Annotated in this window: 15 protein-coding genes; 11 read left to right on the top strand and 4 right to left on the bottom strand. The window is 67.3% G+C overall.

What is annotated here, in order from left to right; translation table 11 throughout:
* The first annotated feature begins 126 nt into the window (after positions 1-126).
* From CF70_RS03590 to CF70_RS03555, 8 genes are all read left to right on the top strand, one after another.
* The gene (locus CF70_RS03590) at positions 127-1725 is read left to right on the top strand and encodes a 3'-5' exonuclease family protein (protein WP_035860460.1); all 1599 of its coding nucleotides are present in this window, start codon (positions 127-129) and stop codon (positions 1723-1725) included.
* A gap of 25 nt (positions 1726-1750) precedes the next feature.
* Entirely contained in the window at positions 1751-2155 is a 405-nt protein-coding gene (locus tag CF70_RS03585; RefSeq protein ID WP_035860459.1) for a hypothetical protein, read from the top strand.
* A 285-nt stretch (positions 2156-2440) separates the two neighbouring features.
* Positions 2441-3958, top strand: a complete 1518-nt coding sequence (locus tag CF70_RS03580) for an amidase (protein ID WP_035860457.1) — start codon at positions 2441-2443, stop codon at positions 3956-3958.
* A gap of 49 nt (positions 3959-4007) precedes the next feature.
* Positions 4008-5348 (top strand): MFS transporter, encoded by a 1341-nt coding sequence (locus tag CF70_RS03575; RefSeq protein WP_035860456.1) that lies wholly within the window; start codon positions 4008-4010, stop codon positions 5346-5348.
* Positions 5349-5425: 77 nt separating this feature from the next.
* A complete protein-coding gene (locus CF70_RS03570; RefSeq protein ID WP_035860455.1) occupies positions 5426-5854 on the top strand; it encodes a hypothetical protein in 429 nt (142 codons plus the stop codon).
* A 317-nt stretch (positions 5855-6171) separates the two neighbouring features.
* Complete coding sequence (locus tag CF70_RS03565; protein WP_035860453.1) at positions 6172-6384, top strand: hypothetical protein; 213 nt, start codon at positions 6172-6174, stop codon at positions 6382-6384.
* 67 nt (positions 6385-6451) lie between these two features.
* A complete protein-coding gene (locus CF70_RS03560; RefSeq protein WP_035860452.1) occupies positions 6452-7489 on the top strand; it encodes an aromatic ring-hydroxylating oxygenase subunit alpha in 1038 nt (345 codons plus the stop codon).
* Positions 7490-7527: 38 nt separating this feature from the next.
* Positions 7528-7842, top strand: coding sequence for a hypothetical protein (locus tag CF70_RS03555; protein ID WP_035860450.1), 315 nt, complete (start codon positions 7528-7530; stop codon positions 7840-7842).
* A gap of 13 nt (positions 7843-7855) precedes the next feature.
* Here CF70_RS03555 and CF70_RS03550 read toward each other — a convergent pair whose 3' ends face one another.
* Positions 7856-9043 carry a citrate synthase family protein gene (locus CF70_RS03550; protein ID WP_035860448.1) on the bottom strand — a complete coding sequence of 396 codons (1188 nt, stop codon included), beginning with the start codon at positions 9041-9043 and terminating at the stop codon, positions 7856-7858.
* A gap of 125 nt (positions 9044-9168) precedes the next feature.
* Here CF70_RS03550 and CF70_RS03545 point away from each other — a divergent pair, with 125 nt between their 5' ends.
* Positions 9169-10581 (top strand): CoA transferase, encoded by a 1413-nt coding sequence (locus CF70_RS03545; RefSeq protein WP_035860446.1) that lies wholly within the window; start codon positions 9169-9171, stop codon positions 10579-10581.
* Between the two features lie 10 nt (positions 10582-10591).
* Here CF70_RS03545 and CF70_RS03540 read toward each other — a convergent pair whose 3' ends face one another.
* Entirely contained in the window at positions 10592-11233 is a 642-nt protein-coding gene (locus CF70_RS03540) for a LysE family translocator (RefSeq protein WP_035860444.1), read from the bottom strand.
* Between the two features lie 94 nt (positions 11234-11327).
* On the bottom strand, positions 11328-12320 hold the full coding sequence (locus CF70_RS03535) for a Bug family tripartite tricarboxylate transporter substrate binding protein (protein WP_051648018.1): 993 nt from the start codon (positions 12318-12320) through the stop codon (positions 11328-11330).
* 287 nt (positions 12321-12607) lie between these two features.
* Here CF70_RS03535 and CF70_RS03530 point away from each other — a divergent pair, with 287 nt between their 5' ends.
* Together CF70_RS03530 and CF70_RS03525 are read left to right on the top strand one after the other, a co-directional pair.
* On the top strand, positions 12608-13909 hold the full coding sequence (locus CF70_RS03530) for an MASE1 domain-containing protein (protein ID WP_051648017.1): 1302 nt from the start codon (positions 12608-12610) through the stop codon (positions 13907-13909).
* Positions 13906-15132, top strand: coding sequence for an alpha/beta fold hydrolase (locus tag CF70_RS03525; RefSeq protein WP_035860438.1), 1227 nt, complete (start codon positions 13906-13908; stop codon positions 15130-15132). Before CF70_RS03530 ends, CF70_RS03525 begins: the two co-directional genes overlap by 4 nt.
* A 6-nt stretch (positions 15133-15138) precedes the next feature.
* Here the strand turns inward: CF70_RS03525 and CF70_RS03520 are convergent.
* On the bottom strand, positions 15139-16707 hold a 1569-nt coding region (locus tag CF70_RS03520; protein WP_035860472.1), incomplete at its 5' end, for a BamA/TamA family outer membrane protein.

The following is a 16707-nucleotide window of genomic DNA, read 5'->3' as shown; positions in this document are numbered from 1 at the left end:
CCCCTCGGCCATGGCAAGCGTTTTCTGAAATTTCTTCAGAGCGGTTTGTGACGCGGTGATGAAGTCGGCCGCCGAGCCCTGGCGCAGGGCAGCTTCCGCGTGGCTGCTATCTATTAGAATCAACGGATGCCTGACCTCTCCATCTACCAGTCCTCGCGCCAGCCGGCCAACACGCCCCGGCACCTGGATGCGCAAGCGCTGGCCGGCGCACTCTCCCGCCCCATCGTCTTTGTCGACCTGGAAACAACCGGCGCCGACGGCACCCGGGACCGCATCACCGAGATCGGCGTGGTGGAAGTGGGGCCGGACGGTATTGCCGAATGGGATACCCTGGTCGATCCCGGGATCGGCATCCCACCCTTCATCCAGCAACTGACGGGTATCACCGACGCCATGGTGCGCGGCAAGCCAAGCTTCGAGTCGCTGGCGGAGAGCCTGGCGGAGCGGCTGCAGGGCAAGCTCTTCGTCGCCCATAACGCACGCTTCGACTATGGCTTTCTCAAGAATGAATTCCGCCGCGTTGGCGTGACGTTCCGCGCCGACGTATTGTGCACTGTGCGCCTCTCTCGCTCGCTGTTTCCCTCGGTGGCGCGGCACGGCCTGGATGCCTTGATCGCCCGGTTCGAATTGCAGCCCAAGGGCCGGCACCGGGCCCTGGCCGATGCCGAACTGCTGTGGCAGTTCTGGCAGAAGATCCACGAGCTCTATACGGTCGATCTGGTCGAATCGGCGGTGCGGTCCCTGGTCAAGCGCGCAAGCCTGCCCGCCGGCCTGGAGGAAACCGCCCTGGATGACGTGCCCGATACCGCCGGTGTGTATCTCTTCTACGGCGACCAGGATATGCCTCTCTATATAGGGAAGAGCATCCACCTGCGCCAGCGCATCGGTGCGCACTTTTCCGGCGATCATCGCGCCGCCCTGGAAATGCGGCTGGCGCGCGCCGTACGCCGGGTCGAGTGGCGGGAGACCGGTGGCGAAGCGGGAGCACTGCTGCTGGAAGCGCACCTGATCAAGACGCTGCAACCGCTGCACAATCAGATGCTGCGGCAGACTGCGGGGTTGTTTTCCTGGGAACTGGCGCCCGGGCTGAGCGCGCCTATGCTGCGCTCGGATCGCGACACGGATTTCAGCCGCCACCCTAACTTATATGGCGCCTTTCCCAGCCGGGCGAGCGCCGAGGCGCGCCTGGCCGAACTGGCGCAAACCCATCAGCTCTGCCAAGCCGCGCTCGCCCTGGAAAAGACAGTGCGGCGGGGCCTGCCCTGCTTCGCCCGCCAGTTGCACCGTTGCCTGGGGGCGTGCACGGGCGACGAATCGCTGGCGTCGCACCGCGAACGTGCCGTGGCGGCCCTGGCGGACCTGTCGCTGCGGCCCTGGCCTTTCGCGGGTGCCGTGGCGTGGCGCGAGCAGGATGGCGCCAAGGCGTGGTGGCATGTGCTCGAGGACTGGTGCTACCTGGGCACCGTGTCCACGCTGGATGAAGCAGCCGGCCTGTTGTGCGCGCCCGCACGCTTCGACCTGGACACTTACCAGATCCTGGCGCCGAGGCTGGCGGCTTTGCTGGCCAGCGCCGTGCCGCTGGAAAACGTCCGGCAATTCGAGCTTCAGGCGCCCTCGATGCCGCGGCGCGAAACGCAGCGAACAGCCCCCGCATCCCCAACCGGCACACGCCGGCACCGGCCATCCAGCCCGGACCAGCAAACCCTGTCCTTCTTCGAGCACTAGCAGTATCCCAAGGCGGAGCGAGACCATGGCCAAGCAAAGCGACTATCTCAGCCTCGGCATCGATATCGATCTGCCTGCCGCCACCGTCTCCGCCTTCCTCGCGGTCCCCGAAAACTATCCCCGCTGGGCCAGCGGGCTAGGGGAACTGTCGCAGCAGGCGGATGGCAGCTGGTCAACGCTCACGCCCCAAGGCCCGATGCAGGTCCGGTTCACGCCCCCCAACCCCTATGGCGTCGCCGACCACTATGTGCAGCCGGCGCAGGGCGAGGAAATCTATATCCCGATGCGCGTGATTGCCAATGGCGGGGGGACCACCCTGCTGTTCACCTTGCTGCGCAGTCCGGGCGTCAGCGATGCCCAACTGCAAGCGGACGCGGAGTGGGTCCGGCGCGATCTTGCCGCATTGAAGGCGTTGCTCGAACAGCGGTAGTGCTCCGGGCCGGCCATCCTCAAACCGCCCAGGCCAAAACGGTATACCAATATCGTAAAAAATACGCCCCATCCAGGTGCGTACCCTCCGTACAAACTCGCTTTACAACCCTGAATTTGTGCCATTTTCTGTTGCATTGCACCAGAAAGCGGCGATCTGTGACCGCCTGAATATTTGCCTTGCCCTCGGCAAATAGATGAATATAGTATACCGAATTCGCGAAATTCCGACAGCCCCCAATCCCGTGCCTCGTTGGCAAGGGACCCCACAAGACGGAGCGCCAGCGTGACGCGGCAAGATATTCCAACGACCGATGTCCAGCAGCCAGAAGGGTGTTTCCTGCCCTTGTGGGAAGCCGCCGAGCTACTGGCCAAAGGCCATGCCAGCGCGCAAGACCTGGTGAACTGGTGCGAAGCCGCCTACACCGCCTCGCACCACGAGATCAACGCCATCATCCTGGCGGATTTCCCCAACGCCCGCGCCGCGGCCAAGGCCAGCGACGAGCGCCGCCGCCGTGGGGCGCCGCTTGGCGATCTGGACGGCATCCCCTTCTCCATCAAGGAGTCCTTCGACGTAGCAGGCTGGCCCACCACATGCGGCAGCCCGGCCCAGCGCGGCAACATCGCGGCCAGCGACTCGGCTGTCGTCGAGCGTTTGCGCGCGGCCGGCGCCGTACTGCTGGGCAAGACCAATGTGCCGATCGGGCTGCGCGACTGGCAAAGCTACAACGCCGTCTACGGCACCACCCGCAACCCGCATGATCCGGGCCGCACCCCTGGTGGCTCGTCCGGCGGCAGCGCCGCGGCGGTCTGCGCTGGCATGAGCTTCTTCGACGTGGGCTCCGACATCGGCTCCTCGCTGCGCAACCCGGCGCATTACTGCGGCGTGTTCTCCCACAAGAGCAGCCACGGGCTGGTGCCGCTACGCGGCCACGGCATCGGCCACGGCTATGGCGAGCAGGAGATCAACGTGGCGGGCCCGGTCGCGCGCAGCGCGCGGGATCTCGAACTTCTGCTGCACGCACTCGCGGGGCCGGACGGCAGCGACGCACTGGCCTATCGCCTGGCGTTGCCGCCCTGTGACAAGCACACGCTGGCCGACTTCCGCGTCGCCGTGCTATCCAGCCATCCGCTTTGCGAGGCCGACACGGAAGTCAGCGACGAGATCGAAAGGCTGGGACGCTGGCTGGAGAGCCAGGGCGCGCAGGTACGGTGGAATGCCCGCCCGGACTTCGATGCCGCAGCCCTGTGGCACACCTATGTACTGATGCTGCGGGCGACGACGTCGATCCATATGGATGACACCAGCTTCGACACCGCGCTGGCCCATGCCGCCGGCGCCGCGCCCGAAGACCATAGCTATGCGACGCTGCAATTCACGGGCGCCGGCATCCGGCATCGGCAATGGCTTCAGCTGCAGCAGGCTCGGGCCACCTTCGCGCAGTCCTGGCAACGTTTCTTTGGCGAGGTGGACGTGCTGCTTTGTCCGGCCGCCGCCACTACGGCCTTTGCCCTGGACGAGACGGGCGAGCCGTGGCAGCGCACGCTTCAGGTCAACGGCCGGGCGCAACCGCTCACCAGCCAGTTGTTCTGGGCCGGGCACTCCGGCCTGTGCGGCCTGCCCTCGACGGTGGCACCGGTCGGCCCGGGCCGCGGCGGCCTGCCGGTGGGGGTGCAGATCGTCGCCGGACGCTTCGCCGACCTGACCTCGCTGCGTTTTGCCCAGTTGCTCGAAGCAGCGGGTTTTGCCTTCCGGCCACCGCCGGTCCAGTCCCTCAAGGTGCCACGCGCCCCGGCGCGATAACAAAACCAACGCACCGCCCCCCAATTCGAAACGATTCGAAGGAGAGATCATGTTCGCCTGGTTCAAGGATTTATCGACAATGGAGCGCAAGGGCTTTTACGGCGCGTTCCTCGGTCATGCGGTCGACGTGTTCGACTTCATGATCTACTCCTTCCTGATTTCGACCCTGCTGACCCAGTGGGGCATGAGCAAGTCGACCGCCGGCGCCATCGTCACGTGGACCCTGGTGTCTTCGCTGGTGGGCGCCATCGGTGCGGGCATCCTGGCCGACCGCTACGGCCGGGTGCGCGTGCTGCGCTGGACCATCGTGGTGTTCGCCGTGGCCTGCTTCCTGTGCGGACTGGCCAGCACGCCCGAGCAGTTGCTGGTCTTCCGGATGCTGCAAGGCCTGGGCTTTGGTGGCGAATCCTCTCTGTGCATGGTGCTGGTGACGGAGATGATCCGCAACCCCGCGCACCGCGGCAAGTATTCCGGCTTCACCGCCAGCAGCTATTCCTTCGGCTGGGGCGCGGCGGCGATTGCCTACGCCATCACCTTCAGCCTGTTCCCGGCTGAAACCGCCTGGCGCGTCTGTTTCTTCCTGGGCATCCTGCCGGCGCTGGTGGTGATCTACCTGCGCCGCAACCTGGAAGAGCCGGAGGTCTTTATCAAGAGCCAGGCCGAACGCGCCGCGGGCGGTGCGGCCGATGCCCCTTCCGCATGGCAGCAACTGGCGCGCCTGGGCCGCCGGCCGCTGCTGGGCAAGACGCTGTTGTGCAGCCTGTTGTCGGGCGGCATGCTCGGCGCCTACTATGCGATTGCCACCTGGCTGCCAACGTTCCTCAAGACCGAGCGCGGGCTTTCCGTGTTTGGCACAAGTTCCTACCTGGCGATGACCATCTTTGGCTCCCTGGTGGGTTATGTGGCGGGCGCCTATGCCACCGACCGCTGGGGCCGCCGCCTGACCTACATCGCCTTTGCCGCGGGCGCCTTCGTCATGGCGCTGGTCTACATGGTGATCCCGGTTTCGAACACGTCGATGCTGTTCCTGGGTTTCCCGCTGGGCGTGCTGATGCAGGGCGTGTTCGCCGGCATCGGCGCCACCATCTCGGAGTCTTATCCCAACGACATCCGCGCCACGGGCTATGGGGTGTCATACAACATAGGGCGCGTGATCGGTTCGCTCTTCCCGCTGACAGTGGGATGGCTGAGCACCGGCCGTACCTCGCTGCCGCTGGCCATCGCCATCGTCGCCGGCGTGGGCTACATGATGGTGATGGGCGCCGCCTTGCTGCTGCCGGAAACCAGGGGCATGGATCTCGGCCAGGCCGGAGGCGGCGACAACCCGCATGAGCCGTCCGCGGACGCGGACAAGATCGTGCTGGCGCCTTCTGTGGGCAAACCCGCATAAGCGGCGCCGGGCTGCTTGCGGCGGGGCGGGGCGCTGGGATAGTCTGCGCAGAGGGGGTTGCCCCCTCTGGAGCCGCCATGTCCGCTGTCCGCCGTCTCGCCGCCTCTCCTCGTTTCCTGCTGACACCATTGGCCGCCATTGCCCTGGGCGGCTGCGCGAGCGCCGAAGAATCCGCCATGCAGCGCGTGCTGGCTTCCTGGAAGTCGGCGCCGATCGAGCAGGCCAAGGCCCAGTGGGGTCCCCCGCAGGCGGTGCAGGCCGTGCCGGGCGGCACCGCTTACCTGTGGACTGAGGAAGTGCCGCCGGCTCGCGCGCCGGGCAGCGGCCCGCGCGATGCGCGCGCGCCCACGTCGCCCGAACCATTGCAGACGCCAGGCCAGTGCCAGCGCCGCCTGATCGCCGGCCCCAACGGCATGGTCATCGGCGGCGACTGGTCAGGCAACGCCTGCTGCCTCACCATGGTCGGCCGCTGCGGCGCGCTGGTCAGGAACAGCACCGGCAGCTGAGCAGCGGCCGCGCGCGGCGCACTCCGATCTGGTGCATCAATCGCACCGCGTACAACCCAACATGCACCATGGCTATCCGGCGGCACCAGCCAGCATGTGCATTCTCCTGCTGTGAACGTTGGCACAGCTCTTGCTGAACAACCTGTCGAGTAGAAGCGGTTAACGCCGACGCGTTCCCCAAGCGGGCGGACGCGTACCGGCGTGGGACATTGCTCTCGCGACCATCTGGTCGCACGCCCAGTTGCCTCGCCAGGCGAGACATCCGGGCGTTTGGATCCGGCCACAAGGCCGGGACGAGAGAAAAGAGAGCGCCCACGATGTCCCTCATCCTCAAGCCCTTGTTCCATAGCGTCCATTTCGCGGGCGCATTGCGCGGCAATTCCTCCGCTCGCGTTGCGCCCGCGCATGGCCATGGACCGCGCACGCTCGCCGGTGCCGTCCCGCAATCGGCACAGCAGGCCTACGCCTCGTCCGAAGTGTTCTTGGCCAGCAAGGCCGGCGCCAGGACGCGCCTGAAGATCATGCCCTGATGCCGTGACGCACTGCGCGGCACCGCTGTCCGAGATCAAAGATCACCCCCCATACAAGGATTCTGCAATGCTGGTCACTCAACAACCCGTCCTGCGCCGCTTCTGGTACGCCCTGATGCCCATCACCATGCTCGACGACGGCCCCAGGCCCTTCACCCTGCTGGGCGAAAACCTGGTGGTGTGGAAAGGTGCCGACGGCAAGCCCGCTGCCCTGCAGGACCGTTGCTGCCACCGCACCGCCCGTCTCTCCAAGGGCTGGGTCAACGACCGCGGCGACATCGTCTGCGGCTACCACGGCTGGGAATACAACTGCGCCGGCGCCTGCGTGCGGATTCCGCAGGCGCCGGATAACGCCATCCCGTCGGGCGCGAAGGTGCAGGCCTATCACGCGCAGGAAAAGTATGGCTACGTGTGGGTAGCGCTGGAAGATCCGCTCCAGCCCATCCCCGATTTCCCCGAGGATGGCGATCCCGCTTACCGCCGCATCTTCCAGTTCTACGAGAAATGGAACACCAGCCCGCTGCGCGTGATGGAGAACGCCTTCGACAACTCGCACTTCAGCTTCGTGCACCGCGCCAACTTTGGCCTGTCCGAACAGCCCAAGCCCGAGAAGTACAACTTGCAGGCACGCGAATGGGGCTTCGAGGCCGAGACGCTGGTGCCGATCCGCAACATCGAGGCCGGCCACCGCGTTACCGGCACCACCGAGCCGATCACGCACCGGCATATGTTCAACCGCTGGGACCTGCCCTTCACGCGTCGCTTTGGTTGCGTCTATCCGGCCAGCGGGCGCCACCACATCATCTACAACTGCGCCACGCCGATCGACGACAAGAGCGTGATGCTGTCGCAATGGCTCTACCGCAACGACAGCGAGGAAGACTGCTCGACCCAGGAACTGATCGACTGGGATGCGCCCATCGTCGGCGAGGACCGCGAGATCCTGGAAGCCACCGACTACGACGCCTGCGTCGACACGCGCCGCCGCGTTGAATTCCACATGGAGTCCGACAAGCCCGGCCTGTTGATGCGCAAGATGCTGATGGCGTTGTTCACGCAGCACGGTGAGAAGGAAGCGTTCCGCATTCCCGTGGTACGCGGCTGAACCGGGTAGCCCCGCACAGGCTCAATACGGAGACCGTCATGAGCGCCCTCTTTCGCAGTGCCATGCCGACCCCAGGCCCGGGCCCCGGTGGCATCGTGTCCGGCATCGCCCGCGATGCCGGCGCGCCCCTGCTGCTCGCCAACCAGGTCGAGAAGACCTACCCCAACGGCACCGTGGCGCAGGAACGCGTCAGGCTGGCGATCAAGCCCGGCAAGTTCGTCTCGCTGCTGGTGGGCGGGCGCCTGGCGGCGGAGCACGACGCGATTCCGGGCCTCGACATCGCGGAGCTTGGCGCGCAGGCGCGCGAGGCGGTGCGGCGCTTGCAACAGCGCGCGGCGGAGCTTGCCGCCTGACAGGAGGCTGCGTTCACGCCGGAGCCGGACGCGGGCCGACATAGGCCGCACGCGGCCGGATCAGCTCGTCATCGGAGCGCTGCTCCAGTCCGTGCGCGATCCAGCCGACCGACCGCCCGAGCGCAAACAGGCCGAAAGCCGCGCCGGGCGGAAGGCCCAGATGCCTGCGCAGCGCCACCAGCGCGAAATCGATCGATGGCCGCTGCCCCACCAGGGAAAAAGCGACGTCGATCAGTGCCTGCCATTCGGGATGATGCGGGAGTATCCGCGACAGCAGGCCAATGGCCCGGATATCGCCAGCAGGATAGAGGTGATGGCCAAAACCCGGCAGGCCCTCGCCGCGGGCGAGCCGCTCGCGCAGCTTCGCGGCGGGCCGGAGGTCGCCCAGCTCATCCCAGAGTGCTTCCACGCGCGCCGTTGCACCGCCGTGCCGGCCGCCGGTCAGCGCGGCCAGGCCAGCCACGACCGAAGCGCGCAGGCTGGCGCCGGTGGACGCCACGCAGCGGGCCGTGAAGCTCGACGCGTTCAGCTCATGGTCGGCGCATAGCACCAGCGCCATGCGGATCAGCGCCGCACCCTCGTCGTCCACCTGCCAGGCACTGGCGCACTGCCGGTGCACGGGGGTGCTGGCGGGCGCCGTGCCCAGCAGGCAGGCGGCCAGCAGCCGCACCAGGACGCCGCAGCCCGCGGCCAGCCGCTCCGGCGATGCCTGCCACTGCGCGGTGGGGTCGTCCTCGCTGGCGATGGTGAACAGGGGCAGCAGCGCCTCCTCGCAGCGTTGGCCGGCGAAGGCCGCCTGCATCCCGGCGAGGTGCGCCGGCGGCGGTGGCGGCGCGGCGCCAAAGGCGGCCTCCACAGGACATTGCCAAAGCCGCGCCGCCACTGCTTCCACCGTGTCGGATGCGGCGAGCGCCACGGCATCGTTGCCTCGGTAGTAAAGCTGCCCGTCCTCGATCAGCGTGATCCGCGATTCCAGCACCGGCAAACCCCAGTTCAACGTGGCCTTGGCCACTTCGCGGGGCTTGCGGCCGCGCGTGCGCTGGCCCGCCAGGCGCTCCACGTCCTCCGCGAGATAGCGGCTTTCGCGATGGGTTTCCCCGTCGTGCGCGTGCAGCAGGCCGCGGCTGACATAGGCGTAGAGCGTCTGGCGGGACACGCCGAGCGCAGCGGCGGCTTCGGCGGAACTCAGGTAGCGGGACATGGCGGTCCAAGTGGAAAGGAGCAACTAGTTGATTAAGATAATCAATATTGACTATTAAAACAAGAAGCCTATCCTGCAAGGCACTTAGCCGCTGACCCACCACCGAACGACAAGCGAGAGCCGCCATGCCAAACCCCGAATACTCCCCGCCATCGGCCCGGAACACAGCGAAAGCAGGCACCAACTTCCTGCGCGAGATCTGGCAGGGCATGCACGGTGACGCCACCTGGCCCGAGCACGTCGCCATGACCGGTACGGGCAACCTGCCGTCGGTCTTTCCGGTCACCGCCCTGGCCACAGCGGCCGTCGGCGCCGCCGGGCTCGCTGTTGCCGGATTGATCCACCTGGCGCACGGAAGGATGCCGCGGGTCGAGGCGGACCAGCGGCTGGCATCGCTGTGGTTCGGCACTTCGCTGCGGCCGCAAGGCTGGGAACTGCCGCCGCAATGGGATGCCGTGGCCGGCGACTACAGGGCGGCCGACGGCTGGATCCGGCTGCACACCAACGCCCCCCATCACCGCGACGCCGCCCTAGCGGTGCTCGGCGTGCCGGCCGACAAGGCGGCGGTCGCTCGGGCCGTCGCGCAATGGGAAGCCAGCGCCCTGGAAACCGCCATCGTCGGCAACGGCGGGTGTTCGGCAGCGATGCATACGCTGGCGGAATGGGCCACGCATCCGCAGGGAAGGGCCGTCAACAGCGACCCGCTCTTGCACTGGACGACCTGCGCCGCCGCGGGCCGGCCGGACTGGGCCATTGCGCCGGACCGCCCCTTGCGCGGCATTCGCGTGCTGGACCTGACCCGGATCCTGGCCGGCCCCGTCGCCACCCGCTTCCTGGCCGGATTTGGCGCCGATGTTCTCCGCATCGATCCGCCCGGCTGGGAAGAGCCCGGCACGGTTCCGGAAGTCTTGCCCGGCAAGCGTTGTGCCCGGCTCGACCTGAAAAACGCGGCGGACCGGCATGTGCTTGAGCGGCTGCTAAGCCAGGCCGACGTACTCGTGCACGGCTACCGGCGCGAGGCTCTGGCGCGTCTTGGCCTGGACGCGCGGCGGCGCAGGGAGATCCATCCCGGACTGGTAGACGTGTCGCTCGATGCGTATGGATGGAGCGGTCCGTGGACAGGCCGGCGCGGCTTCGACAGCCTGGTGCAGATGAGCACCGGCATTGCCGATGCGGGCATGCGCGCCGCGGGGCTGGACCGCCCCGGGCCGCTGCCCGTGCAGGCGATCGATCACGCGACTGGCTACCTGATGGCGGCAGCGGCAGTGCGCGGTCTGGCGCAGCGCATCGCCACAGGCGCCGGCTGCGAAGTGCGGGCATCGCTGGCGCGCACCGCGCATCTGCTGGTGTCGGGTAGCGCCACGCAGGCCGAAGCAGCGGCGCTGGCAGCCGAAACGCCTGCCGATCTGGCGAACACCGTGGAGGAAACCGCATGGGGACCGGCGCTACGCATCAAGCCGCCGGTCATGGTGCAGGGCGCACCGATGCACTGGGAGCGTCCGGCGGGCCGCCTGGGCGCCTCGCCTGCGCAGTGGTAGCGGGCGTCTCTCAGGCAGCCTTGCTGCGCAGCCGGAGCATGCCCAGGCCAAGGGCGACAAAAGCGCCACCGGAAATACGGTTGAACAGCCGCACGCGGCGGACATCGGAAAAACCGCGCTTCATGCCGCGCGCCACCAGCACATAAAAGGTATGCGACAGCAAGGTGCAGACGGAGAAGGTCGCGGTCAGTACCAGGAACTGCTCCAGCACCGGTGCGTTGCGCGTCAGGAACTGCGGGAACAGTGCCGAGAAGAACAGGATGCTCTTCGGATTGGTCACGGCCACGAGCACGCCGTGGCCGAAGAGCCGCATCGATGCACGCAAGCCCGCGGCCTGGCCGGGCCGGTCGACCACCGCGAACGCATTCGCGCCGCTGCGCCACTGCTTCACGCCGAGATAGATGAGGTAAGCCGCGCCGAGCACTTTCAAGGCGATAAATGCCGCGGCGGAACTGGTCAGCACCACGCCGAGGCCGGCCATGGCAACCGCCGACACCATGAACACCCCGGCGGCATTGCCAAAGGAGCCGAGCATGGCTCGCGATGGTCCCACCGACACGGAATTGGACACCGCCAGCAGCACCGCCGGGCCAGGCGTAAACGCCATGAACAGCGAGACGCCGCAAAAGACGAGCCAGTTGGACAAATGCATTTCCGCTCCTTGAAAGAGCTCTGGATGCTAAACCGGAATTCGCGCAACCGCATTCACCCCGAGCGGCGTAGGGTCTTGGAGCGGCCACCCGCGCTTAGTCGATCTTCGCACCCGAAGCCTTGATCACCTGTCCCCAGCGCTTCTGCTCCGCGGCAATGGTCTGCCCGAATGCGTCCGGGCCCTGCCAGGCTGCCTCGGCGCCTTGCTGCTCCAGCTTGGCGCGGGTGTCGGCCTCGCCCAGTACCGTCTGCAGCGCGCCCGACAGCCTGGCCACCACGTCCTTGGGCGTGCCGGACGGCGCCAGCATGCCGTAGAAACCCACCACCTCGAAGTTCTTCAGCCCGGCCTCTTCCATGGTCGGCACATCGGGCAACGCGGGAGAACGGTGCTTCGAGGTCACCGCCAGCGCCCGCACCTTGCCGGCCTTGATGTACTGCGTGAAAAGCGGGATCGAATCGGCCATCATCTGCGCCTGGCCGCCCATCACGTCGGTCAGGGCGGGGGCGCTGCCCTTGTAAGGAATGTGGACGATGAACGTGCCGGAGGCCTGCTTGAACATCTCCGGCATCAAATGCGAGATGCCGCCGTTGCCACCTGAGGCAAAATTGAGCTTGCCCGGATTGGCGCGCGCGTAGGCGATGAACTCCTTGAGGTTGCGCGCCGGCACATTGTTGTTGACCACCATCACCAGCGGAATCAGCGCGGTGCGGGCCACGGGTGCGAAATCCCGGGGCATGGCGTACGGCAGCTTGGGATAAAGCGAGCCGTTGATGGCCATCTGGCCGGTATTTGCCAGCAATAGCGTGTAGCCGTCCGGTGCCGCCTTGGCGACAGCGTCCGAGCCGATATTGCCGGCCGCGCCGGCTTTATAGTCCAGCACCACCGACTGGCCCAGGATAGGCTGGAGCTTTTCGGCCAGGATGCGCGCGTGGGTGTCGACCGGGCCGCCCGGCGGAAAGCCCACCACCAGGCGGATCGGCTTTTCCGGCCAGGCGGCGGCGGCGGGAGCCGCGCCCAGAGCCAGTGGCAATGCGGCGCAGGCCAGCAGGCCGGGCAGGAATCCCATATTTAGGGTGTACTTTGTCATTTCGTCATTTCTCCTCGTATATATTGCGGCCTTGCCTTGCAGCCCCGCNCCTCGTATATATTGCGGCCTTGCCTTGCAGCACCGACCGCCGCCGGTGCCGCCCTGGCTCGTGACCGGACACCCGATATTGTGACGATTTTATTACACCAGGCCATGCCAGAGACCCTTGTCCGCGCATATGATGCCCCTGCCCGGCCGCACCGGCAGGTCGGCCAACGTGCGGCCGCCATGCCAGCCGATGGCCTGGCGCCGCAACAGAGCCAGGGACTCAGCCAAGGAAAGCCAACGTGAATCCAACCAACCGAGCGACCAACCGGGCCGTCGTCCTGTTTTTGTGGGCGGCGCTGTACTTCTGCTCCGGCTACATCTCGCACAAGCTCAATGGCCCGTTCTCCGCCACCGGCTATATCTGGCTGCCGGCCGGCGTGACCGTGGCCGCATTCATGCTGACGCCGATGCCGCGCTGGCTGGCGGTCGGGCTGGCCTTCTTTGCCGCGCAGATGCTGCTGGGCTGGGTGGAGGGACGCGACACCTTGCGGCTGATCCTGTTCTCGCTCGACGAAATCGGCAGTGCCGCGCTGGCGGTGGCGCTGGTCAGGCGTACGCACTTCTCGCTGGAAGGGCTGGCCTTCGTGCGCGGGCTGCTGATCGCCGGGGTGGTCAGCAGCGCCGTCAGCGCCGCGATCGGCGCGGGCTGGTTCACGATCATGCAGGACGTGCCGTTCTGGCGCACCGCGCGCGTGTGGGGCGCCGCCGACCTGGTGGGCGTGCTGATCGTCACGCCGGTACTGGCGGGCTGGTCGCGTTTTCGCGCCATGCGCTCGGGTGGCATGAGCGGCGGCGATTTCCTGTTCGGCCTGGGCGCCTTTGCCGCGCTGGTGCTGACCACCTTCTTCATCTTCGACAGGGAGATCCTGGCGCCGGTACCGAGAGGCGTGCTCTTTGCGCTGACCTATATCCCGTTGTTCTTTGCCGCGGTGGTGACGCTGCTGTGGGGAGGCCGGGGCGGTTCGGTGGCGGTGGCGATCCTGGCGCTCTTCGTGCTGGTCAATACCGGCCAGGGCGATGGCCCGTTCGCGGAAAGCGCGGCTCACCACGGCCGCTCCCTGCTCGAAGCCCAGCTCTACCTGGCCGTGGCGGCGTTGCTCACGCTCCTGATCAGCACGCTGCGCACCAGCCGGGAGCAATTGCACGCGCAATCCGCACGGCGCCAGAACGATGTCAAGCTGGCCCTGGCAGCCAGCAGCCAGCTGGTCTATTGCCTGGACCCGCACAGCGGCACGCTGCGCTGGAGCGGCGACGTGGAACGCACGCTGGGGGTACGCGAAGACACCTTCGCCAGCCTCGACGACGTGCTGGCCCACGTGCACCCCGACGACCGCGCCCAGGTACGCAGCCGCTGGCTGCGCGAGAGCGACGGCGAGAACCGCACCGACCTGCAGTTTCGCCTGATGCTGCCGGCCGGCGACTGCACCATGGTGCTCGATATGAGCGGCCCCCTGCTGGACGGCGACGAGTCCGTGGCCGTCATCGCCGGCGCATGGCGCCTGCAGGGCGCGGCCATCTTCGAGGAGCGCGACGCAGCATGACGGCTCCCAAGAGCGGCGGCACCGGTGCCCTGCTCATCCACGGCCTGGGCGGCACGCAGTTCGACCTCGGCCCGATGCACAAGGCCCTGCGGCGCGCCGGGGTGGAAACCCACGCGGTGACGCTGCCCGGCCACGCCGGCCGGCCCGAGGACCTGGTGCCGGTGCGCGCCGAGCAATGGCTCGACACGGTCACGCAGGCCTACGACGAACTGGCCGCGCAATACGAGACATTCCATGTCATGGGCATGTGCCTGGGCGGCCTTCTGGCCCTGGCACTGGCCGAGCGCCGCCAGCACCGCAAGGGCCGGCTGGTGGCTCTGGCCGCGCCGGTGTATATCGACGGCTGGTCTACCCCCTGGTACCGCGCGCTGCGGCACGTGGTCTACCACATCCCCACGCTGCCCGCGCGCATGCGGGTGGAGGAAGACGAACCGTTCGGCATCAAGAACGACCTGGTGCGCGCCATCGTCAAGGCCAAGTTCGAGCGCGGCGACAACTTCCACTACCGCTGGGTGCCGCTGGCCTGCATCCGCCAGGTCGACCGGCTGCGCGGCTGGGTGCTGCGCGGCGCCCACCGCATCGCCTGCCCCACGCTGGTGGTGAATGCCCGCGAGGACGAGCTGACCAGCCTGCGCTCCGCCGACTTCCTGGATTCGGCGGTCCCCGACGTGCGCAAGGTGGTGGTGGAAAACAGCTATCACATGATCTGCGTGGACAACGACCGCGAGCAGGTGGTCAGCAGCGTGCTGGAGTTCCTCGGGTTCGATCCGGCGCAGGCGCGCCGCCCCTCGCGCGCCAGGGTCGAAGTGCCGATGAGCGAGGAGGCCGTCGCCGCCGTGGTCAACGAATACCTGCAGGCCCTTACCAGCGGCCACTTCGAGGCCATCTTCCCGCTGCTGGAGCCCGGCGTGCGCTGGCGTCACCACGGCGAGCATCCGCTGGCAGGCAGCTACGACGACCGCGACGCAGTGATCGGCATGTTCGCCAGGTTGCAGGCGCTGGCCGGCAAGTCGGTGCGCATCGCCGTCACCGCGCCGCCGCGCATCGAGGGCAGTACCGCGGAAATCGACTTGGAGGCCGCCTCGGTCATGGACGGCGAGGCGCGCCACAGCCAGGGCACGCAAACCCTGCGCATGCGCAATGGCCGCATTTCGGCGGTGACTTTCCGGCCAAGCGATAGCACCGTAGCCGCCGCCGAAGCGCTGCCCGCGCCCGCGGGCTAGCGCGGGCTAGAACACGCGGCCCAGCTGCAGGTAGAGGTTCCACACGCCCTGCGGCGCCGCGGCAAAGCCGAAGTACAGCGGTCCGATCACGCTATTGCCGCCGATAAACAGGCTGGCACTGGTCTTGAACGGCCCGTTGCCGAAATTCCGGCGCCGCAGCCAGACATCGCCCGCCTCCAGGCTGGCGCCCACCACGGTGGTGCGCAGGCCCGGCAGGATGAACTCCCGCAAGTCGTTCAGGTAGGTCACGCGGCCGTACAGCAGGTAGTTGCCGGAAAACTGGTCTTGCGCGTAGGCGGAAAGATGCTGGAAACCGCCCAGCGTAAAGCCCAGGCCGCCGCTGAAACTGCTGTCGCTGCGATGGTCGCCATAGGTAACCGCGGCCTCGGCTGCCAGGTTCAGGGTGTGGCGGCCATAGCTGGTGGCCCACAGTGCCTTCGCATGGGCATCGTTGAAACGGTTGTCGGCGCCGCCGAAAGCCAGCTCGTTGGTCGCCAGCAGGTAGTAGCCGGTGCGCGGGAAGAGCGGATCGTCGAGCTGGTCGATGGTGAGCTGGGCACGCACGGTGGGCTGGCGCACGCGGGCGTAAGGGAACAGCCGGCTGTTGCCGATGGGCAGGTTATAGACGGGCGAGTAGTAGACCTGTTGGTAGTTCACGCCCGCCCGGAACTCGCCCAGCCGGCCCAGCGGCACGCCCAGGTCCAGGCCCGCGACGGCGGTCTCGATCTGGTAGGCGGTGATCGGCTGGGTATTGCGGTTGGGCGCGCTGTCGCCATAGAGATCGATGTGCTTGCGCCCGTATTCCGCGTAGGGCGCGAGATAGAAGCCGAGCCGGTCGAATACCGGCTGGCGCAACTCGGTGTGCCACCTGGCCTGCTTGCTGCCCAGCACGATGTCATTGCGCCACTCCAGCCCGCCTTGCGTGAGCCACGGATAGCGATGCCCCAGTTGCAGGTTGAACACGCCCTGGCCATTGAAGGTGGTGGACACGCCAAAGCCGAACAACAGGAACTGCGGACCCCAGGATTTCTGCTGCGCGTCGACCTTCAGCACATTGCGGCCATCCTCGGTGACGAGCTCCTGCGTCACGCTTTCGAAATCGCCCGATGTGGAGAGCTGCGCCATCTCGCGGTTAAGCGTGACCCCGTCGTAGTGGTCACCTTCGTTCACGCCCAGGTATTTGCGAATGAAACTTGGCGGGATGCGGCCTTGCGACTGGATCTGGATGGCATCGATACGCACCGGACCCGCCATCGTCCCGGCGCCCCTGCGGGCCGCCAGGTGGGCCTGCCAGGCGTCGGCTGGCATCGCCAGCGACGCCAGCCGGGGCTCGGCCGCCAGCACAGCGTTCCAGCCGCCCTGGATGCCATCGTTGGCGCGCGAGAAGTCGCTGAAGGAAAGGTCGCCCAGCTGGGGCTCGATCAGCACGTCGCCCCGCCCGAGCTGCCCCTTCTGCGCACCCACGTTCTGGTTCATCAGGATGGTGACCATCTGTTGCGTCACCGCCGCCGGCGAGTCCAGGCCGTCGGGGTCGTCGAGCGGCGAGGCGATATTGACCGCGATGACCACATCCGC

It is taken from the genome of Cupriavidus sp. SK-3 (genome assembly GCF_000611145.1).
Taxonomy (GTDB): domain Bacteria; phylum Pseudomonadota; class Gammaproteobacteria; order Burkholderiales; family Burkholderiaceae; genus Cupriavidus.
The sequence above is the reverse complement of the archived record's forward strand: the minus strand, read 5'-3'. Positions and strand labels throughout refer to the sequence as shown.